This window comes from Pseudoroseicyclus sp. CXY001 (assembly GCF_041714655.1).
GTDB lineage: Bacteria > Pseudomonadota > Alphaproteobacteria > Rhodobacterales > Rhodobacteraceae > Pseudoroseicyclus_A.
Window position 1 is genome coordinate 2,109,537 of record NZ_CP168219.1, and the last position, 24,225, is coordinate 2,133,761.

At 71.3% G+C, this 24,225-nt stretch carries 22 protein-coding genes; 13 read left to right on the plus strand and 9 right to left on the minus strand.

Annotation, left to right across the window (positions count from 1 at the left end):
- Positions 1 to 231: 231 nt before the first annotated feature.
- The 3 genes from pgeF to ACAZ03_RS10320 all read left to right on the plus strand — a co-directional run bounded on the left by pgeF (position 232) and on the right by ACAZ03_RS10320 (position 2,434).
- Positions 232 to 978, plus strand: a complete 747-nt coding sequence (gene pgeF / locus ACAZ03_RS10310) for a peptidoglycan editing factor PgeF (RefSeq protein ID WP_373353311.1) — start codon at positions 232 to 234, stop codon at positions 976 to 978.
- Positions 979 to 1,110: 132 nt separating this feature from the next.
- The gene (locus tag ACAZ03_RS10315; RefSeq protein ID WP_373353313.1) at positions 1,111 to 1,347 is read left to right on the plus strand and encodes a hypothetical protein; all 237 of its coding nucleotides are present in this window, start codon (positions 1,111 to 1,113) and stop codon (positions 1,345 to 1,347) included.
- A 280-nt stretch (positions 1,348 to 1,627) separates the two neighbouring features.
- Positions 1,628 to 2,434 (plus strand): Hint domain-containing protein, encoded by an 807-nt coding sequence (locus tag ACAZ03_RS10320; protein WP_373353315.1) that lies wholly within the window; start codon positions 1,628 to 1,630, stop codon positions 2,432 to 2,434.
- On the opposite strand, the gene ACAZ03_RS10325 is transcribed toward ACAZ03_RS10320, so the two are convergent.
- Positions 2,431 to 3,432, minus strand: a complete 1,002-nt coding sequence (locus tag ACAZ03_RS10325) for an NAD-dependent epimerase/dehydratase family protein (RefSeq protein ID WP_373353316.1) — start codon at positions 3,430 to 3,432, stop codon at positions 2,431 to 2,433. The two genes, ACAZ03_RS10320 and ACAZ03_RS10325, sit on opposite strands and share 4 nt — an antisense overlap.
- 69 nt (positions 3,433 to 3,501) lie before the next feature.
- Positions 3,502 to 4,002 carry an Lrp/AsnC family transcriptional regulator gene (locus tag ACAZ03_RS10330; RefSeq protein WP_373353317.1) on the minus strand — a complete coding sequence of 167 codons (501 nt, stop codon included), beginning with the start codon at positions 4,000 to 4,002 and terminating at the stop codon, positions 3,502 to 3,504.
- 207 nt (positions 4,003 to 4,209) lie between these two features.
- On the opposite strand from ACAZ03_RS10330, the gene trxB reads away from it, so the two are divergent.
- The 3 genes from trxB (at position 4,210) to ACAZ03_RS10345 (ending at position 8,513) form a co-directional block, all read left to right on the plus strand.
- A complete protein-coding gene (gene trxB, locus ACAZ03_RS10335; RefSeq protein ID WP_373353319.1) occupies positions 4,210 to 5,202 on the plus strand; it encodes a thioredoxin-disulfide reductase in 993 nt (330 codons plus the stop codon).
- Positions 5,203 to 5,471: 269 nt separating this feature from the next.
- A complete protein-coding gene (locus ACAZ03_RS10340; protein WP_373353320.1) occupies positions 5,472 to 7,190 on the plus strand; it encodes a bifunctional sulfate adenylyltransferase/adenylylsulfate kinase in 1,719 nt (572 codons plus the stop codon).
- A 273-nt stretch (positions 7,191 to 7,463) separates the two neighbouring features.
- Positions 7,464 to 8,513 carry an acyltransferase family protein gene (locus ACAZ03_RS10345; protein ID WP_373353322.1) on the plus strand — a complete coding sequence of 350 codons (1,050 nt, stop codon included), beginning with the start codon at positions 7,464 to 7,466 and terminating at the stop codon, positions 8,511 to 8,513.
- A gap of 16 nt (positions 8,514 to 8,529) precedes the next feature.
- Here the strand turns inward: ACAZ03_RS10345 and ACAZ03_RS10350 are convergent, their stop codons facing one another.
- The 3 genes from ACAZ03_RS10350 to ACAZ03_RS10360 form a co-directional block, all read right to left on the minus strand.
- Positions 8,530 to 9,006 carry a cytochrome b gene (locus ACAZ03_RS10350; RefSeq protein WP_373353324.1) on the minus strand — a complete coding sequence of 159 codons (477 nt, stop codon included), beginning with the start codon at positions 9,004 to 9,006 and terminating at the stop codon, positions 8,530 to 8,532.
- A gap of 66 nt (positions 9,007 to 9,072) precedes the next feature.
- Positions 9,073 to 9,297, minus strand: a complete 225-nt coding sequence (locus tag ACAZ03_RS10355; RefSeq protein WP_373353326.1) for a DUF1150 family protein — start codon at positions 9,295 to 9,297, stop codon at positions 9,073 to 9,075.
- On the minus strand, positions 9,294 to 9,731 hold the full coding sequence (locus ACAZ03_RS10360) for an Hsp20 family protein (RefSeq protein WP_373353328.1): 438 nt from the start codon (positions 9,729 to 9,731) through the stop codon (positions 9,294 to 9,296). The genes ACAZ03_RS10355 and ACAZ03_RS10360 overlap by 4 nt, the downstream gene beginning before the upstream one ends.
- 161 nt (positions 9,732 to 9,892) lie before the next feature.
- On the opposite strand from ACAZ03_RS10360, the gene ACAZ03_RS10365 reads away from it, so the two are divergent.
- From ACAZ03_RS10365 to aat, 4 genes are all read left to right on the plus strand, one after another.
- The gene (locus tag ACAZ03_RS10365) at positions 9,893 to 10,114 is read left to right on the plus strand and encodes a YdcH family protein (protein ID WP_373353329.1); all 222 of its coding nucleotides are present in this window, start codon (positions 9,893 to 9,895) and stop codon (positions 10,112 to 10,114) included.
- 175 nt (positions 10,115 to 10,289) lie between these two features.
- The gene (gene accB / locus ACAZ03_RS10370) at positions 10,290 to 10,787 is read left to right on the plus strand and encodes an acetyl-CoA carboxylase biotin carboxyl carrier protein (RefSeq protein WP_373353331.1); all 498 of its coding nucleotides are present in this window, start codon (positions 10,290 to 10,292) and stop codon (positions 10,785 to 10,787) included.
- Positions 10,788 to 10,795: 8 nt separating this feature from the next.
- Positions 10,796 to 12,148 carry an acetyl-CoA carboxylase biotin carboxylase subunit gene (accC, locus tag ACAZ03_RS10375; RefSeq protein WP_373353333.1) on the plus strand — a complete coding sequence of 451 codons (1,353 nt, stop codon included), beginning with the start codon at positions 10,796 to 10,798 and terminating at the stop codon, positions 12,146 to 12,148.
- The gene (aat, locus tag ACAZ03_RS10380) at positions 12,118 to 12,747 is read left to right on the plus strand and encodes a leucyl/phenylalanyl-tRNA--protein transferase (RefSeq protein WP_373353335.1); all 630 of its coding nucleotides are present in this window, start codon (positions 12,118 to 12,120) and stop codon (positions 12,745 to 12,747) included. Before accC ends, aat begins: the two co-directional genes overlap by 31 nt.
- A 38-nt stretch (positions 12,748 to 12,785) precedes the next feature.
- Here aat and ACAZ03_RS10385 read toward each other — a convergent pair whose 3' ends face one another.
- The 4 genes from ACAZ03_RS10385 to ACAZ03_RS10400 form a co-directional block, all read right to left on the minus strand.
- The gene (locus ACAZ03_RS10385) at positions 12,786 to 13,220 is read right to left on the minus strand and encodes a DUF2155 domain-containing protein (RefSeq protein ID WP_373353337.1); all 435 of its coding nucleotides are present in this window, start codon (positions 13,218 to 13,220) and stop codon (positions 12,786 to 12,788) included.
- Positions 13,217 to 13,675, minus strand: a complete 459-nt coding sequence (locus ACAZ03_RS10390; RefSeq protein WP_373353339.1) for an outer membrane lipid asymmetry maintenance protein MlaD — start codon at positions 13,673 to 13,675, stop codon at positions 13,217 to 13,219. The genes ACAZ03_RS10385 and ACAZ03_RS10390 overlap by 4 nt, the downstream gene beginning before the upstream one ends.
- A 4-nt stretch (positions 13,676 to 13,679) precedes the next feature.
- Entirely contained in the window at positions 13,680 to 14,060 is a 381-nt protein-coding gene (locus tag ACAZ03_RS10395) for an NADH:ubiquinone oxidoreductase subunit NDUFA12 (protein ID WP_373353340.1), read from the minus strand.
- 760 nt (positions 14,061 to 14,820) lie between these two features.
- Entirely contained in the window at positions 14,821 to 16,197 is a 1,377-nt protein-coding gene (locus ACAZ03_RS10400) for a cytochrome-c peroxidase (RefSeq protein ID WP_373353342.1), read from the minus strand.
- Between the two features lie 794 nt (positions 16,198 to 16,991).
- Between ACAZ03_RS10400 and ACAZ03_RS10405 the strand changes: the two genes are divergently transcribed.
- From ACAZ03_RS10405 to ACAZ03_RS10415, 3 genes are all read left to right on the plus strand, one after another.
- On the plus strand, positions 16,992 to 17,699 hold the full coding sequence (locus ACAZ03_RS10405) for a hypothetical protein (RefSeq protein WP_373353344.1): 708 nt from the start codon (positions 16,992 to 16,994) through the stop codon (positions 17,697 to 17,699).
- A 1,085-nt stretch (positions 17,700 to 18,784) separates the two neighbouring features.
- Positions 18,785 to 20,347 carry a DNA polymerase Y family protein gene (locus tag ACAZ03_RS10410; RefSeq protein WP_373353346.1) on the plus strand — a complete coding sequence of 521 codons (1,563 nt, stop codon included), beginning with the start codon at positions 18,785 to 18,787 and terminating at the stop codon, positions 20,345 to 20,347.
- A gap of 566 nt (positions 20,348 to 20,913) precedes the next feature.
- Complete coding sequence (locus ACAZ03_RS10415; RefSeq protein ID WP_373353348.1) at positions 20,914 to 24,219, plus strand: error-prone DNA polymerase; 3,306 nt, start codon at positions 20,914 to 20,916, stop codon at positions 24,217 to 24,219.
- Positions 24,220 to 24,225 lie beyond the last annotated feature (6 nt).

The window sequence follows — 24,225 nt, forward strand, 5'->3', positions numbered from 1 at the left end:
CCCCGCAACATGTGCCCCCCGCCCCCCGTCTTTGCTCCAAAGAAATCCTCGGGGGGAGTCGCCTGAAGGGCGACGGGGGGCAGACAGCCCCCCTCCCCGCTCTCCTCCCGGTACACCGGCGGCCCGCCGGGCGCCCGAAATCCGTCTCGAGAACACTTCCGCCCCGATCTTCCGCCGCCGCCCCGCCCCCCGCGCTTGACCCGCCGCGCTCCGCCGGGCACCTCTGGGTCCATGCCCGATCTCGACATGATCATCTCGCCCGCCCTCGCCGCCCGGCATGCCTTCTTCGGGCGGGCCGGCGGCGCCTCGTCGGGGGTCTATGCCGGGCTCAACTGCGGGCGCGGCTCGGGGGATCAGGCGTCGGCCGTCACCGTCAACCGCGCCCGGGTGGCCGAGGCGATGGCGGTCCCAGGCCTCGCCGGCGTCCATCAGGTGCATTCCGCCGATGTCGTCACGCTGACCGGGCTGCCCGAGACCGCGCCCAGGGCCGACGCCATGGTCACCGCGACGCCGGGCCTCGCGCTCTCCATCCTCACGGCCGATTGCCAGCCGGTGCTCTTCGCCGATGCGGAGGCCGCCGTCATCGGCGCCGCCCATGCCGGCTGGCGGGGGGCGCTCGCGGGCATCCTCGAGAACACCATTGAGGCGATGGAGGCACTCGGCGCAGACCGCTCCCGTATCCTGGCGGTCATCGGCCCCACGATATCGCAGGCCGCCTACGAGGTCGGCCCCGAGTTCCTCGACGAGATCCGCGCCGATGACGAGGAGGCCCTGCGCTTCTTCGCGAATGGCGAGGGCGACCGGATGCTCTTCGATCTGCCCGGCTACGGGCTCTGGCGGCTCCGCCGCGCCGGGGTCAGTGCCGAGTGGACGGGCCATTGCACCTATGCCGATGCGGGGCGCTTCTACTCCTACCGGCGCGCCACCCACGAGGGCGCACCGGACTACGGCCGGCTGATCTCCGCCATCCGGCTCTGACCCGGCGGAACCTCCGGGGCCTCTCACCGATTTCATCTTCATGCCGGCCGGCGGCCGCATTGGTGCCGTTTTGCCGGACGAGCCTGAAGCCCTGCCAGGACTGCTGCAAGTCCGCCAAAGGAGAGGCGAGAGATGAAGACGACCCCCCGCTGGATCAGCGCCCGGATCCGTGACGCCGCTGCTTGCCGTCACCGGATGCCCTGGGAGCGCGGGCTGCGCCGCGCCGCCATGATCGCCCGCCGGCAGGCCGGCTTCGCGGCCGCCGGGGGCGCGCATCTGACCGCACGCCCTGCGACCGTCGCTATCCCGGTCGCCATCCACGTCGCCCTTGCTGACGGGCCCGGCCCGCGCCGGGCCGGGCGCGGCTGAGAGCCGCCGGCCGGCCGCCCTGCTCGCGGGCCGGCCGGCGTGCCTCGAAGGAAGGCCGAATCTCCGCAACGGCACGGTTGACGGAAATACACCAATCCGGGCGCCATGGTTGCGCCCGGCGAGACGATCCGCCGAAGCCCGCGGAATTGCCCGGGCTCCGGCGACAAACCGTCCCTGATTTTGACAGGCCCGTCCCGGGTCCGTCATGGTCGCGGGCACAGCGAAGATCCTCAGCTGTTGTCGGTGGGGGCCGGCAGGTGAGCCTGATGAAGGCGATGCCATGACGATCCCTCTGCCCGCCGTCCATCTGACGGCGGATCCATCGGCAAGCCAGCCCGACGGCCGGCTTCACTCCGCCCAGATCACTCGGGCCGACGGGCGACCTCAGCGCAATCAGCCTCTCCTGCGCAAGATCGAGGTCGCCTGTCTCGACGAGCGCGGCGATATCGTCGATTTCACCCGCCTCGTCCCCTCGCATCCCGTCTTCGACGGCGCCTTCAGCGCTGTCGCCCGCGGCGCGCTGCTGCAGACGGAGCGCGGCGCCGTCGCCATCGAGGACGTGCTGCCCGGCGACCGGATCCGCACCGGCGGCGGCGACTTCGAGACGCTGCTCTGGAAGGGCTCGACGCTGATCCACGCCCAGGCGCGCGGCCAGTCGGACGCCATGCGCCGCCTCATCCGCATCCCGGCCGATACGCTCGGCATCGCCCGGCCGATGGCCGATCTCGTCCTCGGCCCGGCGGCGCGCATCGTCCGCTCCGTGCCCGGCATCCGCCGGCTGACGGGGGGCGATCACGCCCTGATGCCGGCGCGCGACTTCATCGACGATCTCGGCTTCATCGAGCTGACACCGCAGGTGCCGGTGCCGGTCTATCACCTCGCCTTCGCGCGGCACGAGCGCGTCGCCGTCAACGGGCTGGAGGTGGAGAGCTTCCACCCCGGCCCCGCCCATGCGCTCGGCCTTTCCGGCGAGCTGGAGGAGCTCCTCCTCTCCTGCTTCCCGCATGTGAGCCGCCTCGCCGATTTCGGCGCGACGCTGATGCCACGCCTCCGCCGGGCGGATCTCGACCTGATCGACGTGGCCTAGGCCAGAAGCGCCGCCTCCTGCGCCGCGCTCATCCCGGCCTTGAGCGGCTGCGCCCGCGCAGCCCGGTCATGGGCGAGGATGTCGGCGATGGTCTCGCCGAGCGGCCGGAGCACCAGCCCCGCCGCCTCCGCCTTCGCGGTCGAGAGGGCCATCATATGCGCGAAATCCGGCGCGTCCGGCAGGGCGAGCGGCATGTCCGACCAGGGCGCGACCCCGGCGGCGTCCATCTGCGCTGCGGTGACCCAGCGCCAGTCCGGCGTGGTGCCCGCGACGCGGGCGATCTCGCCGAAGACCTCCCGCCTTGGCACCCCGCGGCCGGTGACGTTCCAGATGCCCCCGAGCCCCGATGCGGCGGCCTGCAGCGCGAAACGGGCGGCGTCGCGCATGTCGATGATCTGCACGGGAGCCTCCGGCGGGGCGGGTACGGGGACGGTCCCGCCCGCCCCCGCAAGATCGATCCGCCGCACCCAGAAGGTGAAGCGGCCCGTCGGATCACCCGGCCCGACGAGCAGCCCCAGCCGCAGCGCCGTTGCCCGGCTGCCGAGCCGCGCCTCGGCGGCAAGCTCGGTGGCACGCTTCAGGGGCCCGTAAAGCGCCGCAAGGCCGGCGGCGCTGCGCTGATCCGGCGGCGTCGCCTCCACCTCGGCGACGGTCTCGGGCGACGCCGGCGGCACATCCGCAGTCTCGTCGAGCCCGGGCGCGGCGAAGCCGGGATAGGCGGAGATGGAGGAGGCGAAGACATAGCGCGCCGGCGGCTCCGGCAGCGCATCCATGAGCCCCGTCACGTCGCCGGGCGTGAAGGCGCAGGTGTCGAGCACCCAGTCGAAGGGCGCGGGGATCGGCCTGCCCTCGTGCCGGTCCATCGCCAGATGTCGGGCGCCCGGGGGCAGGCCCTGCCCCCGGCGCGAGAGCACCGTCACCTCATGGCCGGCGCCCAGCGCCGCCGCCGTGATGGCGCCGCCCAGAAACCCCGTGCCGCCGACAACCAGTACCCGCATGGCGCCCCTCCTCTGCCCCGAGGAAAGCCCAGCTTAATACGTAAGTCAATGCTTACAGTAAGCGCCCACTTACCTCTCGGCGGCGAGCCGCGCCTCGAGCACGTCGAAGGGCACGCCCGGCTCGTCCTTGGCGTCGCGGATCACCAGCGAGGTCTTGACCGAGGCGACATTCGGCGCGGCCGTCAGCTCTTCCGTCAGGAAGGTCTGGAAGCTGCGCAGGTCCGGGGAAGTACATTTGAGCAGGAAATCCACCTCGCCGTTCAGCATGTGGCATTCGCGGACGAGCGGCCAGTCGTGGCAGCGCTTCTCGAAAGCGGTCAGATCCGCCTCCGCCTGCTTGACGAGCCCGACGGAGGCGAAGACCGTCACCTCGAAGCCGAGCTGGCGCGGATCGACATCGGCATGGTAGCCGCGGATGAAGCCCTGCTCTTCCAGCGCCCGCACACGGCGCAGGCATGGCGGCGCCGAAATGCCCACGCGGCTTGCAAGCTCGACATTCGTCATGCGCCCATCGGCCTGCAGCTCGGCGAGGATCTTGCGGTCGATCTGGTCCAAACGGTTGCCGGGCACCCTGGCTCTCCCTCGCTACATGCAAAGATCATACGTCAAGACGGCAGCGTGCGCAATAAAATGTCGCCCTGACGCAACTTCCGGCAAGCTTCGGGCGACAACCTGCCGAAGGACGAGGCACGGCACGCGGCAGGGCCGCGGGGGTTTCCCCGGGGCGGAGCCGGGCCTATATCCCCATCCACTGCTCGCCGAAAGGAAGGACATCCCATGGCCGATCCCACCCATACGCGCCTGCTCATCATCGGCTCGGGCCCGGCCGGCTATACGGCCGCCGTCTATGCCTCCCGCGCCATGCTGTCCCCGCTGCTGATCCAGGGGCTGGAGCCGGGCGGCCAGCTCACCACCACGACCGAGGTGGAGAACTGGCCCGGCGACATCGAGGTGCAGGGCCCCGGCCTCATGGAGCGGATGGAGGCCCATGCCCGCGCGATGGGGGCCGAGATCGTCTCGGACATCGTGACCAAGCTCGACCTCAAGCGCCGGCCCTTCACGGCGACCTGCGATTCCGGCGCCGTCATCACGGCTGATGCGGTGATCCTCGCCACCGGCGCCCGCGCCAAATGGCTGGGCCTGCCGAGCGAGGAGAAGTTCAAAGGCTTCGGCGTCTCCGCCTGCGCCACCTGCGACGGGTTCTTCTATCGCGGGCAGGAGATCGTCGTGGTCGGCGGCGGCAACACCGCCGTGGAAGAGGCGCTCTTCCTCACCAATTTCGCGTCCAAGGTGACGCTGGTGCACCGCCGCGATTCGCTCCGCGCCGAGCGCATCCTGCAGGATCGGCTCTTCAAGCATCCGAAGATCGAGGTGCTCTGGCATCACGAGCTGGAAGAGGTCGAGGGCGCCGACAGCCCGCTCGGCGTCGAGGGCGTGAAGGTCCGGCATGTCGATACCGGCGAGATCACCGAGATCGCGGCCAAGGGCGTCTTTATCGCCATCGGCCACGCCCCGGCCTCCGAACTGGTGAAGGACCAGCTCGTCACCCATCAGGGCGGCTATGTGAAGGTCGAGCCGGGCTCGACCCGCACCTCCATCCCCGGCGTCTTCGCCGCGGGGGACCTGACCGACCACATCTACCGCCAGGCGGTCACCTCGGCCGGCATGGGCTGCATGGCGGCGCTCGATGCCGAGAAGTTCCTCGCCGAGACCATGGCCGAGGTCGAGACGGCGCAGATCCCCGCCGAGCCGGCGCCCGCCGCCGAGTGATCCCGGGCAGCCCGCCGGAGGGATGGCGCCCAAGGCGCGCCTCTGGCGGTCTGGCTAACGGGAACGCGGTCGCCCCAGGCGTAGGGTGGGTTTCCAACCCACCACCCCCCCCCCCGCGAAAGCGCCACTCCGCCCCAGCCCCCCTCCCTCCCGCCCCCTCGGCAGCCATTCGCCCACAACAAGGCAGCATTCGCGCGCCCCCGCCTTGCCCCTGCCAAAACCCTTCTCTAGGGAGCGGGCGACATCCGATTTCCGCAAGGCCGCACGCAATGACCACCGTTTCGAACCTCGATCCCATCCCCGAACTCTATGTCTCGCCCGAGAGCGCCCAGAAGCTGAAGGTCGAGGCGGCGGACCTCGTCTCCTGGGATCTGACCCCCCGGCAGATCTGCGACCTCGAGCTCCTGATGAACGGCGGGTTCTTCCCGCTGAAGGGCTTCCTCTCCGAGGCCGATTACGACGGCGTCATCGAGTCCATGCGCCTGAAGGACGGCACGCTCTGGCCGATGCCGATCACGCTCGACGTCTCCGAGAAGTTCGCCGAGGGCATTGAGCCCGGGCAGGACATCGCGCTCCGCGACCAGGAGGGCGTGATCCTCGCCACCATGACGATCTCCGACAAATGGGTGCCCAACAAGGCCCGCGAGGCCGAGAAGGTCTTCGGCGCCGATGACCAGGCGCATCCGGCGGTCAACTACCTGCACAACAAGGCCGGCAAGGTCTATCTTGGCGGGCCGATCACCGGCATCCAGCCGCCGGTGCACTACGATTTCCGCGGCCGCCGCGACACGCCGAACGAGCTGCGCGCCTATTTCCGCAAGCTCGGCTGGCGCAAGGTCGTGGCCTTCCAGACCCGCAACCCGCTGCACCGCGCCCACCAGGAGCTGACGTTCCGCGCCGCGCGCGAGAGCCAGGCGAACCTGCTCATTCACCCCGTCGTCGGCCTCACCAAGCCGGGCGATGTGGATCACTTCACCCGCGTGCGCTGCTACGAGGCGGTGCTCGACAAATATCCGCAGTCGACGACCACCATGTCGCTCCTCAACCTCGCCATGCGCATGGCCGGCCCGCGCGAGGCCGTCTGGCACGGGCTCATCCGCGCCAACCACGGCTGCACGCATTTCATCGTTGGCCGCGACCACGCCGGCCCGGGCAAGAACAGCCAGGGCGAGGATTTCTACGGCCCCTACGACGCGCAGGACCTCTTCAAGGAATATGAGAGCGAGATCGGCATCGAGATGGTGCCCTTCAAGCACATGGTCTACGTGCAGGAGCGCGCCCAATACGAGCCGGCCGACGAGATCGCCGACAAGGATGACGTGACCATCCTCAACATCTCCGGCACCGAGCTCCGCCGCCGTCTGGCCGAGGGGCTGGAGATCCCCGAGTGGTTCTCATTCCCCGAAGTGGTGGCCGAGCTCCGCCGCACCCGTCCGCCGCGGTCGAACCAGGGCTTCACGGTGTTCTTCACCGGCTTCTCGGGCTCCGGCAAGTCGACCATCGCCAATGCGCTGATGGTCAAGCTGATGGAGATGGGCGGCCGCCCGGTGACGCTGCTCGACGGCGACATCGTGCGGAAGAACCTCTCCTCCGAGCTCGGCTTCTCCAAGGAGCACCGCGACCTCAACATCCGCCGCATCGGCTATGTGGCGAGCGAGATCACCAAGAACGGCGGCATCGCCATCTGCGCGCCGATCGCTCCTTACGCGACCACCCGCCGGGCCGTCCGCGAGGATATCGAGGAGTTCGGCGCCTTCATCGAGGTCCATGTCGCGACCTCGATCGAGGAATGCGAGGCCCGCGACCGCAAGGGGCTCTACAAGCTCGCGCGTGAGGGGAAGATCAAGGAATTCACCGGGATTTCCGACCCTTACGACGTGCCGGAGAACCCCGAGCTGCGCATCGAGACCGAGGGCACCGACGTCGACAACTGCGCGCATCAGGTGATCCTGAAGCTGGAAAGCATGGGGCTGATCTCGGGGAGCTGAGGCTCACCGGACTGCCGGAAGATCGAAGGGCGGCGCCGCGGGCGCCGCCCTCTTCTTGTCCCTCATATGCCGGGTCAGGGCTGCCCGAGCTGTCGGCCGATCACCCTCAGATGCCCTGAGCAAGGCAACGATCACGATCGCGCCGCTCGGTGACGTGGCTCGGGAGGCGACGTAGATCACCGCGAAGGCGCCTTTCCCTTCCGAGGCATTCGCTTGACTCCGTTGGAGAGGTTGCTGTCAGGTCTCTCCATTCGAAGGGCGGGGGACGACCCAGTGGCAGCGCGGCAAAAGATCGAGGGCGTTCAGGCTCTTCGCGCCGTCGCGGCCCTCAGCGTCGTGCTTCAGCACGTCGCCGAAGCGGCGGCCAAGGATCTCGACGCGCCCACCGCCATGCTCGGCCTGCAGCAAGCCGGCCTCGGCGTCGATCTGTTCTTCGTCATCAGCGGCTTCGTCATCCTTTATGCCCATAATCGCGACACACAGACGACGCAGGCCGCGGGGCGCTACCTCTGGCGACGGTTCGCACGGGTTATTCCCCCGGTCTTCCTGATCGCCACGGGCTGGGCCCTTCTCGTGCTGGTCACGAACGGGCTCGGCTTCACCGACATCTACATGACTCTCCGCGTCTGGGTGAGCTCGGCCTTCGTATTGCCGATGCTGGAGCCACCGAACCCGCTCGTCATCTGGTCGCTGCGGCACGAGGTGCTGTTCTACCTGATCTTCCTGACGTTCTACATCTCGCCGAAACTGTTCATCGGCGCTCTCGCTGTCTGGGTCGTGGCCTGCACCCTGCCGAGCAGCCTGCACGACCCCTTCGTCGTGATCGTTGAGGACGACATCTTCCGGGCGACGTTGCTGGCACCGATCAACATGCTCTTCGCCTTCGGCGGGCTTGCCTTCCTCGCGATGCGCCATCTGGACGAGACGCCGATCTGGCCGTGGCTGATCGCCGGGGCCGGCGGCGTCGCAGTCGTCATGTTCGCAGAGAAGCCGCTATGGCTGGAATATCCGGTGATCGGCGCGACCTGCGTGGCGCTCGTCATGTCCGTCGGACGGATGCCGTTTCGCGGGCTGCTCGGCAAGGCGCTGGAGGAATTGGGCAATGCCTCCTACGCGCTCTACCTCATCCATCCCATCGTGATCTCGGTCGTGGCCCGGCTCTTCGCCGACGCCATCGGCAGCCCGGCCCTCTTCGTGGTGATCCTCGTCCTGCTCTCCATCGCCTCGGCGCTCGTCTGGTACCGGCTGATCGAGCGCCCGCTCACGATGTGGCTGCGCAGCCCGTCCTGGCTGCCCTACGTCTCGAAGCCGAGCCGAACCTGAGCCCGGCCCCCGGCCCTCAGAACCGCATCATCCGCCCCATCAGCCCGTCGCGCCGGACGAACTGGTGGAAGAGCGCCGCCGCCACATGCAGCACCACGATGATCCACAGGAGCCAGACGAGCGTGCCATGCAGCTCCGCCGCCGCCTCCACGCCGCCGACCCATGCGGTGAGGCCGAGAATCGGCAGGATGATGAGGAGCGCATAGAGCGCGATATGCGAGAAGGTCGCCGCCAGGGCCATCAAAGGCGGCATCGGCGGCTCCGGCGGGGCGCCGTAGCGCATCCGCAGGACGAGCCGCGCGAGGGTCAGGAAGAGGATCGCCACCCCGGCCAGCCGGTGCGGCAGCGCGCCGACCGCAGCGCCGCCATCCTCCACCAGATCCCAGGCGTCTTCCATCGCATCATGGCTGATGAGGCTCACGAGAAGGAGGAGGACGGTCAGCCAGTGCAGCCAGACCTGAGGGCGGGCATAGCGGGCTTTGGTTACGGTCATGGCGCGGGCTCCGGGGTGCGGGCCGGCCATGGCCTGAGGCATGGGGCTCGTATCAGCCGGCCGGCGTCAGTGGATCGTCATCGGAACCATGTCATGCTCGCGCGCCAGAGCAAAGGCGAGCTTTTCGTCGATGACCAGCGCAAGCTGCCTGCCGTCGGAATTGTGCACGGCAAAGAGGCGTTCGCGCCCCTCCGCCTGGGCCTGCACCTCTTCGGGCAGGTCGGCGACGTCGACGGGCTTGACGTAGACGACATTGCGGCCGAGCCGCGCCAGATTGATGGGCGTATTCATGCCTCGCTCTCCTTCTTCCTGTCGCCCCGCTGGATGCGGATGGTCTGCACGACGCTTTGCGGGGGCTTCCGCGCCAGGTCGATGTGCAGAAGGCCGTTCTCTATGGCGGCGCCCTCGATCTCGACCCCGTCGGCAAGCACGAAGCTGCGCTGGAACTGCCGCGCGGCGATGCCGCGATGCAGGAACACGCGCTCCTCCGGCTCGTCGCGCTGGCGGCCGCGGACGACCAGCGACTTCTCCTCGAGGGTGATCGAGAGGTCATCCTCGGAGAAGCCGGCCACGGCGAGCGTGATCCGGTAGGAATGCTGGGAGGTCTGTTCGATATTGTAGGGCGGGTAGCCGTCGCCGGCCGATTTCGCGGTGCGCTCCATCAGCCGTTCGAGCTCCTCGAAGCCCAGAAGATAGGGATGCGCCCCCAGTGAGATCTTGGTCATGCCAATCGTCCTCGCAAGCAACTCAGGCGGCGGGCCCCTGAAGCGGCAGCCCGTCCTGCCCCGAAATATGGGCGCGGGCGCCTTTGGTCGCAAGGGGCGCTCTGGGATTGCCGCAAGGGGGCGGCTAGGATGGGGGAGCGAGACAACGGGAGCAGCATGGCATGAGCGGCAGCGAGAAACTCGGCGAGATGGAGGTGCTGCGCATCGAGCTGGAGGTCATGCGCCGCCAGCACCGCGACCTCGATGACGCGATTGCCGCGCTGGAAGAGCGCGGGCCCCTCGCCGACATGCTCACCGTCAAGCGGCTGAAGAAGCAGAAGCTGGCCCTGAAGGACAGGATCGCCAGCATCGAGGACCGTCTGACGCCGGACATCATCGCCTGAGGGGGGCGGGGCTCGGCCCGCCCTGCCCGGGCGGGCTCGCGGCTCGGGCGCCCCCGCCGCCCCCGGCTTTCCCGCCTGCTTTTCACTCAATCGCCGATCGCGTATAAGACATGACGAACCCCGGGGCGCAGGCCGCCACCGGGGCATTGGCAGAGGCAAGGCCGCGAGGAATTACATGAGCGAGAATGACCAGCACGAGGGAGATGTGGAGTTCATCCGCGCCCTGGCAGAGCTGCTCCGGGCGAACGATCTGACCGAACTGCAGGTCAAGCGCGACTATGGCGAGAACGACAGCCTGAACGTCCGCGTCTCGCGGCAGACGCAGGTGATGACGCAGGTGAGCGTGCCCGCCACGCCGGCGACGCCCGCCGCCCCGACCCCGCAGGCCGCCCCCTCCGCCGCGGCGCCCGCCGGTGCCGAGAGCGACCCGGCGAGCCATCCCGGCACCGTCACCTCCCCCATGGTCGGCACCGCCTATCTGCAGGCCGAGCCCGGCGCCGCGGCCTTCGTCAGCGAAGGTGCCCAGGTGAAGGAGGGCGACACCGTCCTCATCATCGAGGCGATGAAGACCATGAACCAGATCCCGGCGCCGCGGTCGGGCAAGGTCACGCGGATCTTCATCGAGGACGGCTCTCCCGTCGAATACGGCGCCCCCTTGATGATCATCGAATAGGCAAGCCCATGTTCGACAAGATCCTCATTGCCAACCGCGGCGAGATCGCCTTGCGGGTGGTGCGGGCGGCGCGCGAAATGGGCATCCGCTCCGTCGCCGTGCATTCCACCGCCGATTCCGACGCCATGCATGTGCGGATGGCCGACGAAGCCATCTGCATCGGCCCGCCGCCGTCCGCGGCCTCCTACCTTTCCTTCCCGGCGATCCTCAGCGCCTGCGAGGTCACCGGCGCCCAGGCGATCCACCCCGGCTACGGCTTCCTTTCCGAGAACGCCGCCTTCGTGCAGGCGGTCGAGGATCACGGGCTGACCTTCATCGGCCCGAAGGCGGAGCATATCCGCATCATGGGCGACAAGATCACCGCGAAGGAGACGATGAAGGCCCTCGGCGTACCTTGCGTCCCCGGCTCCGCCGGTGGTGTCGGGACGCTGGAAGAGGCCCGCACCGTCGCCGCCGAAATCGGCTATCCCGTCATCATCAAGGCCACCGCCGGCGGCGGCGGCCGCGGCATGAAGGTGGCGCTGAGCGCGGCCGAGATCGAGCGCGCCTTCCAGACGGCGCGGTCGGAGGCCAAGGCCAATTTCGGCAATGACGAGGTCTATATCGAGAAGTACCTTACCACGCCGCGGCATATCGAGATCCAGGTCTTCGGAGACGGCAAGGGCCGCGCCGTGCATCTCGGCGAGCGCGACTGCTCGCTGCAGCGCCGCCACCAGAAGGTGCTGGAAGAGGCCCCCGGCCCCGCCATCACCGAGGCGCAGCGCGCCCGCATCGGCAAGGTCTGCGCCGACGCCGTGGCCAATATCGGCTACAGCGGCGCCGGCACCATCGAGTTCCTCTTCGAGAACGGCGAGTTCTATTTCATCGAGATGAACACCCGCCTGCAGGTGGAGCATCCGGTGACGGAGGCGATCTTCGGCGTCGATCTCGTCCGCGAGCAGATCCGCGTCGCGGCCGGCGAGGAGATGTCGCTCCGCCAGGAAGACCTCACCATCCGCGGCCATGCGATCGAGGTGCGGATCAATGCCGAGAAGGTGCCGGGCTTCTCGCCCTGCCCCGGCCAGATCACCCAGTATCACGCGCCGGGGGGCCTCGGCGTGCGCATGGATAGCGCGCTCTACGACGGCTACCGCATCCCGCCCTATTACGATTCGCTCATCGCCAAGCTGATCGTCCACGGGCGCGACCGGGGCGAGGCGCTGGCGCGGCTGAAGCGGGCGCTCGGCGAGCTGATCGTCGACGGGGTGGACACCACGGTGCCGCTCTTCCACGCCCTGCTCGAGAACGAGGACATCCTGCGCGGCGATTACTCCATCCACTGGCTCGAGAAGTGGCTGACCGAGGCCCTGCAACCCGCCTGAGCGCCGAGCGGCTGCTCGGCGCCTATGCCTCCGGCATCTTCCCGATGTCGGAGGGGCAGGACGACCCGGAGATCTTCTGGGTCGACCCCCGCTTCCGCGGTGTGTTCCCGCTGGAGCATTTCCACATCTCCCGCAGCCTCGCCCGGCGCATCCGCCGGGGCGGCTACGAGGTGACGGCGAACCGGGATTTCGCCGGCGTCCTCGCCGGTTGCGCCGACCGGCCCTCCACCTGGATCAACGAGGAGATCGCGGCGGCCTACGGCCTTCTGCACGCGGTCGGCCATTGCCATTCGGTGGAGGTCTGGCAGGGCGGGCGGCTCGTCGGCGGCACCTATGGCGTCGTCCTCGGCGGCGCCTGGTTCGGCGAGAGCATGTTCAGCCGGGCGACCGATGCCTCGAAGCTGGCGCTGGCGCATCTCGTGGCGCGGCTGAGGGCCGACGGCTTCCAGCTCTTCGACACGCAGTTCCTGACGCCGCATCTGGCGAGCCTCGGGGCCATCGAGATCCCCCGCATCGCCTACCGCCGCCAACTCGACCTCGCGCTCCGCGCGCCCGCCGCTTTCCGCGGCGCGGTGGAGGGGATGCCGGCGCCTCTCTAGGCGGCCGGGGCTGGTGGGTCGGGCCCAGTCAGACCGGTCTAGTCGGTCGGAACGACCTGCAGCTCCTCGCCGGTCTCGCCGCCCTCGGGCTCCACCATCGCCGGCGCAGTGGCGCCGTCGGTGAGGCAGGAGAGCGCCCAGACGTCGTAGCGCGGGTGATCCATCGGGTTGAGCGCCGGGGCGGAGGCGATCATCCAGCCGCGGAAGACGGGCTCCGGCGCGTCCTGGTAATGGACGACCAGCCATTCGAAGGCATCGCCTGAGGGGTTGGCCGTCGGATAGCGGCACTGGCCCAATGTCACGGTCAGGTGGCCGATCTCCTGCGTCTCGCCGGCCATGAGCGTGAGGTCGGTCACCGCCCCGGTGATCTTGTCGAGCACCCTGACGATGCCGCCCCGCGCCTCGGTCGCCACATCCTGGGCGGCGAGCGGCGTGGCGGCGAGAAGGCCGAGGGCGATGGCCAGTGCCCTCACGGCGTTTCCTCCGAGCCGGAGCCGCCACCGATATAGGTGATGAGAAGCTGCAGGAGGCTCACGGCACCTTGGGTGTCGAAGATCTGGCCGCCGTCCTCGAGATTCTCGAGGTCGCCTCCCGGGAAGATCTCCACGAAGGCGCCGCCGAGCAGCCCGTCGGACGAGATGACGGCTGTGGAATCGGCCGGCAGCGGAACGTCCTTGTCGAGCGAGAGGTCGGCGACGGCGCGGAAGCTCGCGGGGTCGAGCGTCAGGCCCGACACCCGGCCGATCTTGACGCCGGCCATGCGCACATCGGTGCCGGGAGAGACGCCCTCGACGGAGCGGAAAGAGGCGCTGACGGAATAGTCCGCCCCCGCCCCGGCGGAGACGCGCGCCGCCCCCCACCAGAGGAAGGCCCCGGCAGCCAGGATCACCAGCGCCCCGGTCGCCACTTCTGCCGGCGATTCCCGCATGAGCCTACTCGGGGCTCCAGCTCTCGTAATCGCGCCGCTCGGTGGCGCCGCGGCGGAGCGAGCCGGGCGGCGCATAGGCGGCGGCGCTGCCGGTGAGGTTGGGCAGGTGCGGCTTTTCCCAGGCCTTGCGGGTCAAGGGGCGCTCGCTCGGCGTCTCGTTCCACGAGCGGTGGAGCCAGCCATGCCATTCGGGGCTGACCCGGCTCGCCTCGGCATAGCCGTCGTAGATCACCCAGCGTTTGGAATCGTCCTTGTTGCGATAGTAGACGTTGCCCTCGGCATCCTCGCCCACCTTCACGCCGCGGCGGGCGGTGAAGAGCTGGGTGCCGAGCGTCTGCCCGTTCCACCAGGTGAACACCCGGGTGATGAAGGTCTTGATACCCATGGCCGGCCTCGCAACTTGCTCGCCCCCTCATGACGCATGGCGCGCGGAACGTCCAGTGACGAGGCGGTGCGCGGGGCGGGGGGCGAGGGATGCGGGGATGGGCGGGAGTTTCAGATGGGGCGTTGGGGGACGCGTAGCGGTGGCGGCTGACGGGGATGGTCCGGCGGGAGCTGGCCGAGCCATCCGTTGCGGTCCCGGGAGGCAACGGATTGAGCTTCGGGGCTTGTGCGCCAAGCGGCTTGGGTCCCGGCCCCGCCTCTCGCGGAGGTCGTGAGTGTGCCAGGCCGGGCCGGTCGCGGTGTGCCTTGGAGCAGTCCGGAAGGCAGCAGGTCGCGGTTCCTCTCTGGCCGACCCATGCGAAGAGGCCCGGCAGGCAGGTACGGGCTTCTCTCGAGCGCTCGAAGGCAGGCGGGTCTTCGGCCGCCCTTCCGGCAAGCCCGGCCTGGCGCCCGGCGGCGAGCGGGTATCCGGGGGGCTGTCTGCCCCCCGTCGCGCCAGGGGCGCGACTCCCCCCGAGGATTTTTCGGGAGCAAAGACGCGGAAGCGGCCCGTCTCCCCTTCAAGAGAGCACGGGCCGCCGACGGTCGCCCGTCTTCGCTCACAACCTTTCGCATCCCTGCTCCGGCTGCCCCCGCAGCCTCGCAGGTCATGATAAATGAAACCCCAACCTTCCCCGTCTTTGCTCCCAAAAAATCCTCAGGGGGGATCTCGGGGGGCGCGAGCGCCCCCCGAGGCAGGGGTCCGGGGGCGGCAGCCCCCGCTACTCCTCCGGCTGCGGCACCGGCAGCCCGCTCGGCACCGCATCCGGCACGCCCAGCCGGCCCGCCTCCGCCACCGGATCGGTCAGCGTCCCGAGGAAGGCCACGAGCGCCGAGATATCGCCCTCGCTCAGCGCCAAGGGCGGCACGGCGACGGCGGCGGCGATGGCGGCGCGGCTCTCGGCGCTCTCCATGATCCCCCAGTCGGCGACGGCGAGCTCGGGCAGGATCGCCTCGCCCCTGTCATAGGCCTCGAGCGCCGTCACCGGGTCGGCATGGGCGGCGAGGAAGCCCTCGAGCGTCCGGTAGGCGCCGGCATGGCCATAGGGCGCCGTCAGCGCCACGTTGCGCAAGGAGGGCGTGCGGAAGGCATAGAGATCCTCCGGCCGGCCGGTCACCTCGAAACGGCCCTCGTCGCGGTCGTGGCTCTCGAAGCGGGCGCCCTTGCCGGGGCCGAGCTGCACGTCGCCCATGGCGTGGAAGCTGTGATCGGTCAGGAAGGGGCCGGAATGGCAGCTGCCACAGGTGCCGCGGCCGTAGAAGATCTCGGCGCCGAGGGCGGCCTCGGGGGGCAGCTCGGCCTCTCCCCTGAGCCAGTCGTCGAAGGGCGCCGTGTCGGAGCGGAACTCGAAGGCCATGAAGGCGGCGATGGCGTTGGAGATGTCCTGGTAGGTGATGTCCTCCGGCGCCGCGATCCGGCCCGGATAGACCGCGGCGAAGGCCTCCGCATAGGCGGGGATGGCGGCGACGCGGCGGGCGAGGATGTCCCACGCGCCGCCCTCGCCGGTGAGGATCCCCTGGCGGACGGCGCGGCTGACGTCGCTTTCCTGATAATGCCCGGCCATCTCGTCCGGCGAGACGACGGGGAACATCGCCTGGGTGGAGAGCATGGAGCTCAGCCCCTCCAGCATCTCGTCCTCGAGCGGGGTGCGCATCCCGTGGGCATGGCCCTCGTCGAGCTCGACGCGGCCGTCCATGAACATGGCGCGGTATTGCAGCGCCGAGACGTTCCAGAGCCCTTGCGCGTTCCGCGGCACCCGCTCTTCCGGCAGGTTGTCCGGGTCGGCATGGCGGGCGGGGCCGAGCCCGATGCCGCCGTCGCCGAGCCCCAGCGACAGCCCGTCGGAGGTGCCGAAGGCGGGGTGGTGGCAGGTGGCGCAGGCCACCTCCTCGCCGCCCGAGAGGATCGGGTCGTAGAAGAGGAGCTGGCCGAGCGCCGCCTCGGCGCGGTCGACCGGGGGGAAGTCGGCATCGGTGAGGGGGGCCGGGGTGCCGGGCAGCTCGGCGGCCGGGCGGGTTTGCGCGAGGGCGGCGGCGGCGAGGGCCGTGAGTCCGGCTGTGAGGCAGAGGGCCGCGGGCGCGGCGTGGATGGGTCTCATGAGGTCCTCCCTTGGGGCGAAGGATGCCCCGGCGCGCGGCGGCGCGAAAGGGGAAAGGCGGTTGACCGGGGGGGGCGGCGGGATTAGAACAAAAAGAGAACATCAGTGAACATGAGTCTGTCTTGCCTTGGCCCGCTGCCACGATCGCCATTGCATCGCAGCCCTCTGCCGCCCCCGGCAGGGAGGGTCTGCGCGATGCCTCCCCCTCCCTCCTGGCCGCCGCCGGGGCGGCGCGGGAGGAGGCCGTGCCGGCGCCGCTCCCCGGCCGGGCCTTTGCGGAGGGGCTGGCGCTCGTCCCTCCCTCCCGGGCGGGCCTCGCGGGCGGGGGCGCCGCCTCACCGCCTGGCCCCTCTGCGCCAGCCGGGGCACGCCTCGGCCCAGCCCCGTTCCCGACCCCAGCCCCGTTCCCGACCCCGGCCCCGGCCCCGTTCCCGACCCCGCTGCGGCTGGCGTCGGAGCCGCAGGGCGCCCCGCAGCCCGGGCCCGACGCCGGGGGGGCGTCTGTGGCGGAGGTCTCGAGGCCGGGCGCCCTGCCCTCGCCTCCCGCTCGACCCGTCATCCGGTCACCGGTTGGGTCACTGGCCGGGTCACTGGCCCGACCACCGGCGCCCGCGCCCTCGCCCGTTCCCTCCCATGCCCCCGCCCCCTCGCCCGTTCCCTCACATGCTCCCTCCCACGCCCCCGCCCCCTCGCCGCTCGCCGGGCGGGCGCCGAGCCTCGCGGAGGTCTTCGCCAGCCACCCCTCCGATGCCGCGGCGCCCGGCTTCGTCCTTTCGCATGTGGCACCGGGGCCGGTGCTCTGGGTGCAGGACCGGCTCTCCCGCCGCGAGGCGGGGCGGATGCTGCGCGCCGCCCTGCCGCCGGGGGTGGAGCTCTTCGTGCTGACGGTCTCGCGCCCCGCCGACGTGCTGCGCGCCATGGAGGAGGGGCTGGCCTGCCCCGGCCTCAGCGCCGTGGTGGGCGAGGTCTGGGGCGAGACGCCGGCGCTCTCCTTCACCGCCAGCAAGCGGCTGGTACTGCGGGCGGAGCGCGAGAAGGTGCCGGCCTTCCTCATCCGCCGCGCGGCGCGGGCGGATCTGTCGGCGGCGCGGAGCCGCTGGCAGCTCGCCTCGCTGCCCTCCCGGCCGGAGGATCCCGACCCCGAGGCTCCCGCCGCCGCCACCTGGCGGGCCGGGCTCTTCCGCGCGCGCTGGCGACAGCCGGCGGACTGGGTGGTCACCCATGCTGCCCCTGACAGCGCGCCCGGCGCCCTGCCTCTCTTCACCCATGAAGCGCCCTTCAACCCCGCCGCCTGGCCTGCTCTCGGCCGGGCCGGTGGCGAGCCGGATGGGGACCGCCCCGTGCGGCCCGATGCGGGGTCGGGTCTGCGACCAGTTCCGGGGCCAGATCCGGGGCCAGATCCGGGAACGAACAGGGCACCCGGCGCCCCCTCCCCGGCCGACCCCCCGCGGCCTCTCCCCGCGGCGCAGTCCAATGTCATCTACCTGCCCGGAGCCCGCTGAAACCAGGCCCTGCCTGCCCGCGCGCCCCCGCGCCCTTCCCGGCGGGGCGCCCCCTCACGGCCATCCAAAGCGGCGCCCGTCCCCGCCCGGCGGCCACCTGCCCCGGGCCCTCCCTAGCCCCTCCCCCCGCCGGCCGGCCGGCCCATCTTCTCGGGCCGCCCGGAGTTCTCAGGCCGCCCGGGTCTCTCGCCGTGCCGGGGGGTTCTCTTCCCGCCCGGGTTTCTCGGGCCACCCCCGCCCCTCGTCCCGGCACAGCCTTTCATACCGCCCCCGTCCCTCGCCCCGACGCACGGGCCCTCCTGCGGCCCGGCCCGGCCCGCCCGTCGCCGGCCGCCGCGCGCCCGGCTCTCGGGTGGCGCCCTGCCTTGCCGCCTCGCGACGCGCGGGCCTTCGGCCATGGTTGTGAGGGCACCGTGGAACGGGGGGCTGTCTGCCCCCCGGCCCCCCCGAGGATTTTTTGGGAGCAAAGACGGGGGGAGAGGGGCAGAGCTCGGCCCGCGGTCACCCGCCCCCGCGGTGGCGGGCTGGCCGATTCCGGGCGAGGCGCCCTTGGCCGACCCGCCGCCTTTGGGGAGGCCCGCCGGGCGGGCATGGGCGGGCGGCAAGGCGCGCGACGACGGGTCCGGGCCGGCCGCTTCCCGGTGCCCCTCGGGGGTCGAGAGGAGGCGAGCCGCGCGCCGCGAGAATCGCGAAGCGGCCCGCCGCCCGAAGGAGGCGAGCCGCCCAGCGGTCACCCGCCGTAAACAGCCTTTCACGTCCCCGCTTCAGCTGCGCGCCGAGCCTGCCATGAGCGTGGTTAAGAAAGTCCTGCCGGGCGCGCGCCCCGGCCGGAGGCTCCGGCCTTGTGACCCATGGCCGCATACCCCCCGGCCTCACGCCCCGCCTCACGCCCCGCGGCCTCACGCCCCGCGACCGGGCGGCTCGGGGCCCACCCGGCGCGCGCGCCTCTCCGCCGGGGGCGGGGCGGTCTGCCCTGCCTCCTGCCCCTTGCCAAATACCTTCGGAGGGCTCCGGGGGGCAGAAGGCCCCCCGGGCCCGCCCTCTCCTCCTGCCCCCGCGTCTCCGCGATGAGCGGCGCGGCGGATATGTCCCGCCGGCTTCTCTCCATCGACCTGCCGCTCTTCGCCATCGAGCGGCATCTCAGGGAGGCGGAGCGGCAGGGGGAGGCGGTGGCCGAGGAGCAGCCGCTGGCGCTGGCGCTCGAGGGGCGGCACGGGCCGGTCGTCGCCGCGGCGAACCGGGCGGCGCGGCTGGCGGGGGTGCATCCGGGCGCCCGTATCGTCGATGCCCGGGCGCTCCTGCCCGAGCTCAAGGTTGCCTATGGCGACCCCGGCGGCGATGCCGCGGCACTCACCCGGCTCATGCGCTGGGTGCGCCGCTGGGGGCCGTGGAGCGCCGTCGACGAGAGCGCGCCGCCACGGCCCGGCACCGGGTCCCTCCTCCTCGACACCACCGGCGCCGCGCATCTCTTCGGCGGCGAGGCGGAGATGCTGCGGCAGATCGAGGGGGACCTCTCCGGGCTCGGCCTCACCGCGCGGCTCGCCATCGCCCCCACCGCCGGCGCCGCCTGGGCGCTCGCCCGCTTCGGGCCGGTCCGGGCGCTCTGCCCGGCGGAGGCCCTCGCGCCCCAGCTCGCCCCCCTCTCCGTCCGCGCCCTGCGGCTGGAGGAGGAGGCGGTGCTGATGCTCCAGCGGCTCGGGCTCAAGACCATCGGCGACCTCGCCGCCCTGCCCCGGCTCTCGCTCGCCCGCCGCTTCGGCCGCGAGCCGCTGGCGCGCAACCCGCTCCTGCGGCTCGATCAGGCCACCGGCCGCGCCGCCGAGCCGCTCGACGCGCCGGAGGAGCCGCCGCGCTTCCTCGCCCGGGTCCGGCTGGCCGAGCCGGTGATGGACCCGGTGCCGCTCCTGCCCGCCCTCGCGGAGGAGCTCTGCGCCGGCCTCGCCGCGGCCGGCTTCGGCGCAAGGCGGCTCGCGCTGACCGTCTACCGGACGGATGGCGAGACCGCCTCTGCCGCCGTCACCACCGCCCGGGCCAGCCGCGACCCGGCCCATCTGGCCCGGCTCTTCGACGGCAAGCTCGACCGGCTGGACCCGGGCTTCGGCTTCGACTGCGTGACGCTCGCGGCGCCCCGCGCCGAGCCGCAAGGCCAGCGGCAGCGGGCGCTCGATGCGCGGCAGGCCGAGGGCGAGGCGCTGGCGGCGCTGATCGACAGGCTCTCGGCCCGCTACGGCGCCCATAACCTCACCCGGCCGGTGCCTGTGGAGAGCCATGTGCCCGAACGCGCCGAGCGGGCACCGCCGGCCCTCGCCGGCCGGCCGGAGCCGGCGGCCGCCCCCCGCCCGCCCGGCGCCCCGCCGCGCCCCTTGCGGCTCTTCGAGCCGCCGGAGGAGATCCGCGTGCTCTACACCGTGCCCGAGGGGCCGCCGGCGCAATTCGTCTGGCGGCGGGTGACCCACCGCGTCACCCGCTTCGCGGGGCCGGAGCGGATCGCGCCGGAATGGTGGCAGGACGCCTCCGGCACGCGCCTGCGCGATTACTTCCGCATCGAGGATCACGAGGGCCGCCGCTGGTGGCTCTACCGCGAGGGGCTGGAGGATGACGGCCGCGGCGGCGCGCCCCGCTGGTTCATGCACGGAGCCTTCGCATGAGGGGGTGGGCATGGGGGTCCGGGGGCCCATGGGCCCCCGGAAGCGGGGCGCCGGGGGCGGCAGCCCCCGCACGCTCCGGCCTCGCCGCGCGGGGCAAGCGCCGGCTCGTGGGGTGGCGCTCCGACGCTTCCGCATCGCAATTTATGGTGCAGCCTGCCTCCCCGCCCAGAGCTCAGCGCTGCCCCACGAGAGCGCCAGCCCGCGGGACGGGCCGGCGCTCGCCCTGCGCCGTGCCGGCGCGTACCGGGCGGGGAAACCGCACGAGCATCGGTCCAGCCGTAGGGTGGGTTTTCAACCCACCGTCCTCCTCAGCACCCGGGCGCACCAGTGCCGCGCGGGGCGAGCTCCGGCTCGTGGGGTGGCGCTCCGACAGTCGAGCAGCGCGCTTTATGGCGCAACCACATCCTCGCTCGAAGCGGCGGGCTGCCCCACCAGAGCGCCAGCCCGCGGGACGGGCCGGCGCTCGCCCTGCGCCGTGCCGGCGCGTACCGGGCGGGGCGCGGCACAACCGCCCGTCCCCACGCCCGCGGCACGCGTGGCACACCACCCCATGACGAGCCCCTCTGATGCCTGAATCCGACAAGATCCCGCCCAAGCGCCTCGACCCCGAGGGCTTCGCGCCGAACCCGCCGGCGCCCTTCGTCGAGCTCGGGCTCGCCAGCGCGTTCTCCTTCCTGAACGGCGCCTCCGAGGCGACGGAGCTCGTCGCCGAGGCGCATGCGCAGGGCTATGATGCCATCGGCATCGCCGATCTCAACACGCTCGCCGGCGTCGTCCGGCTTCATGCCGCGGCGAAGGCCGCCGGGCTCCGGCCGATCATCGGCTGCCGCCTGAGGCTTCTCTCCGGCGAGGAATTCCTCGCCTATCCGACCGACCGCGCCGCCTACGGGCGGCTCTCGCGCCTCCTCTCCAAGGGCAAGCGGCACGACATCGAGGGGAAGTGGCAGGAGAAGGGCGCCTGCGACATCTCGCTGAAGGACCTCGCGGCCCATCAGGAGGGGCTGATCCTCATCGCCCTGCCCGGCGACGACCTGACCCGCTTCGCCGCCACGCTCCCCGAGGCGGCCCGGCGCCTGCCCGCCCTCAGCCATATCGCCGCCCGCATCCGCTATCGCGGCGACGACCGGGCGCGGCTGAACGCGCTCGACAGGCTCGCCCAGACCCATGGCCTGAAGCTCCTCGCCACCAATGACGTGCTCTACCACCGCCCCGAGCGGCGGCCCTTGCAGGACGTCATGACCTGCATCCGCGAGAAGACAACGATCCAGCGCGCCGGCTACCTCCTCGAGGCGAACGGCGAGCGGCATCTCAAGGGCCCCCGCGAGATGATCCGCCTCTTCGGCCGCTTCCCCGAGGCGATCCGCGCCGCCCGCGACATCGCCGACCGCATCACCTTCTCGCTGGAGGAGCTGGCCTACGAATACCCCCGCGAGGTGATCCCGGAAGGCCAGACCCCGCAGGCCCATCTGGAAGAGCTCACCTGGGCCGGCGCCGCCCGCCGCTACCCGGAGGGCGTGCCCCCGGCCACGAGGGCCACGCTCAACAAGGAGCTGGCGATGATCGAGAAGCTCGACATCGCCCGCTACTTCCTGACCATCCACGACATCATCCGCTTCGCGCGGGAGGAGGCCACGCCGCCGATCCTCTGCCAGGGCCGCGGCTCGGCGGCCAATTCGGCGGTCTGCTACGTGCTCGGCATCACCTCGGTCGACCCGGCGCAGCACCAGCTCCTCTTCGAGCGCTTCATCAGCGAGGAACGCAAGGAGCCCCCCGATATCGACGTCGATTTCGAGCATGAGCGGCGGGAGGAGGTGATCCAGCACATCTACCAGAAATACACCCGCGAGCGGGCCGGGCTCTGCGCCACGGTCATCCATTACCGCCCCCGCTCGGCCATCCGCGAGGTGGGCAAGGTCATGGGGCTCTCGGAAGACATCACCGGCGCGCTCGCCAAGACCGTCTGGGGCTCCTACGGCCGCTCCATCGACGGCGCCAAGCCCGAGGAGGCGGGGGTGGACCTCGCCGACCCGCTCCTGCGGAAAACGCTCAAGCTCGCCGAGCAGCTCATCGGCATGCCCCGGCACCTTTCCCAGCATGTCGGCGGCTTCATCCTCACCGAGCGGCCGCTGACCGAGACCGTGCCCATCGGCAACGGCGCCATGGCGGATCGCTCGTTCATCGAATGGGACAAGGACGATATCGACACGCTCGGCATCCTCAAGGTCGACATCCTCGCGCTCGGGATGCTGACCTGCATCCGCAAGGCCTTCGACATGATCGCCGCCCATCATGGCGAGCATCTGACCCTCGCCAACATCCCGCAGGAGGATGCGCGGGTCTACGACATGCTCTGCCAGGGCGATTCCATCGGCGTCTTCCAGGTGGAGAGCCGGGCGCAGATGAACATGCTGCCGCGCCTCCGCCCCCGGGTCTTCTACGACCTGGTCATCGAGGTCGCCATCGTCCGCCCCGGCCCGATCCAGGGCGACATGGTGCATCCCTACCTCCGCCGCCGCTCGGGGGAGGAGGAGGTGATCTACCCCTCCCCCGGCGCGCCGCATGACCCGGCGGAGCTCAAGTCGATCCTCGGCCGGACATTAGGCGTGCCGATCTTCCAGGAGCAGGCGATGAAGATCGCCATCGAGGCGGCGGAATTCTCCCCCGCCGAGGCCAACGAGCTCAGGAAGGCCATGGCGACCTTCCGCTCGCGGGGGACGATCGGCAAGCTGGAGGAGAAGATGGTCGGCCGCATGGTGGCGCGCGGCTACGAGGAGGACTTCGCCCGCCGCTGCTTCGACCAGATCAAGGGCTTCGGGGAATACGGCTTCCCCGAAAGCCATGCGGCGAGCTTCGCGCTGCTCGTCTATGTCTCCGCCTGGCTCAAGTGCCATTATCCGGGGATCTTCGGGGCGGCGCTCCTCAACTCCCAGCCGATGGGCTTCTACGCCCCGGCGCAGATCGTCCGCGACATGCGCGAGCACGGGGTGGAGGTGCGCCCGGCCGACGTGAATTTCTCCGGCTGGGACACGGGGCTGGAGCCCGCCGGCACCGACTTCGCCGTCCGCCTCGGGCTCCGCCAGATCGGCGGGCTCAACCGCGAGGGAGCGGAGCGGATGCTGGCCGGGCGCGACGCGCCATTCGAGAGTGTCTCCGAGCTGCAGACCCGCGGCCGCTGCACCCCGGCACTGGTGCGCCGCCTGGCGGAGGCCGACGCCATGCGCTCGATGTTCATCGACCGCCGGCAGGCCCTCTGGGAGGCGCGGGGCCTCAAGGAGGCCCCCGACCTGCCGCTCTTCCAGGGCCTGCCCGACGAGGGGGCCGAGCGCCCCGTCGCGCTCCCCGCCATGCCGCTCTGCGAGGCGGTGGTGGCGGATTACCAGACGCTGCGGCTCAGCCTGAAGGCGCATCCGATGGGCTTCCTGCGGAAGAGCCTCGCGGGCCAGGGGTATCTCTCGACGGAGAACCTCGCCCGCGCCCGCAACGGCCAGCGGCTGAAGCTCGCGGGGCTCGTGCTGCTGAGACAGCGCCCGGGGACGGCCAAGGGCGTCTGCTTCGTGACGCTGGAGGACGAGCACGGCACGGCGAACCTGGTGATCTGGGAAAAGGTCTTCCGCAGCTACCGCAAGGAGGTGATGCAGAGCCGCCTGATGGTCGTGGAGGGCCGCATCCAGCGCGACGTGAGCATCATCCACCTCGTGGTGGAGCGGGTGGAGGACCGGACGGACGCCCTCCTGCGCCTCGGGCCGGACGGGATGCCGGCCCCCCTCGCCCGCGCCGACGAGGTCCGCCGCCCGATCCAGGGCTCACGGGGCCCGGGGCAAGGCCACCCGCGGGACGCGCGGATGTTCCCGAAGAGCCGGGATTTTCATTGAAGGCCG

Coding starts and splice junctions, on each gene's coding strand:
- pgeF (WP_373353311.1), top strand. CDS start 232: ATGCCCGATCTCGACATGATCATCTCGCCCGCCCTCGCCGCCCGGCAT.
- ACAZ03_RS10315 (WP_373353313.1), top strand. CDS start 1,111: ATGAAGACGACCCCCCGCTGGATCAGCGCCCGGATCCGTGACGCCGCT.
- ACAZ03_RS10320 (WP_373353315.1), top strand. CDS start 1,628: ATGACGATCCCTCTGCCCGCCGTCCATCTGACGGCGGATCCATCGGCA.
- ACAZ03_RS10325 (WP_373353316.1), bottom strand. CDS start 3,432: ATGCGGGTACTGGTTGTCGGCGGCACGGGGTTTCTGGGCGGCGCCATC.
- trxB (WP_373353319.1), top strand. CDS start 4,210: ATGGCCGATCCCACCCATACGCGCCTGCTCATCATCGGCTCGGGCCCG.
- ACAZ03_RS10340 (WP_373353320.1), top strand. CDS start 5,472: ATGACCACCGTTTCGAACCTCGATCCCATCCCCGAACTCTATGTCTCG.
- ACAZ03_RS10350 (WP_373353324.1), bottom strand. CDS start 9,006: ATGACCGTAACCAAAGCCCGCTATGCCCGCCCTCAGGTCTGGCTGCAC.
- ACAZ03_RS10355 (WP_373353326.1), bottom strand. CDS start 9,297: ATGAATACGCCCATCAATCTGGCGCGGCTCGGCCGCAATGTCGTCTAC.
- ACAZ03_RS10360 (WP_373353328.1), bottom strand. CDS start 9,731: ATGACCAAGATCTCACTGGGGGCGCATCCCTATCTTCTGGGCTTCGAG.
- ACAZ03_RS10365 (WP_373353329.1), top strand. CDS start 9,893: ATGAGCGGCAGCGAGAAACTCGGCGAGATGGAGGTGCTGCGCATCGAG.
- accB (WP_373353331.1), top strand. CDS start 10,290: ATGAGCGAGAATGACCAGCACGAGGGAGATGTGGAGTTCATCCGCGCC.
- accC (WP_373353333.1), top strand. CDS start 10,796: ATGTTCGACAAGATCCTCATTGCCAACCGCGGCGAGATCGCCTTGCGG.
- ACAZ03_RS10390 (WP_373353339.1), bottom strand. CDS start 13,675: ATGCGGGAATCGCCGGCAGAAGTGGCGACCGGGGCGCTGGTGATCCTG.
- ACAZ03_RS10395 (WP_373353340.1), bottom strand. CDS start 14,060: ATGGGTATCAAGACCTTCATCACCCGGGTGTTCACCTGGTGGAACGGG.
- ACAZ03_RS10400 (WP_373353342.1), bottom strand. CDS start 16,197: ATGAGACCCATCCACGCCGCGCCCGCGGCCCTCTGCCTCACAGCCGGA.
- ACAZ03_RS10410 (WP_373353346.1), top strand. CDS start 18,785: ATGTCCCGCCGGCTTCTCTCCATCGACCTGCCGCTCTTCGCCATCGAG.
- ACAZ03_RS10415 (WP_373353348.1), top strand. CDS start 20,914: ATGCCTGAATCCGACAAGATCCCGCCCAAGCGCCTCGACCCCGAGGGC.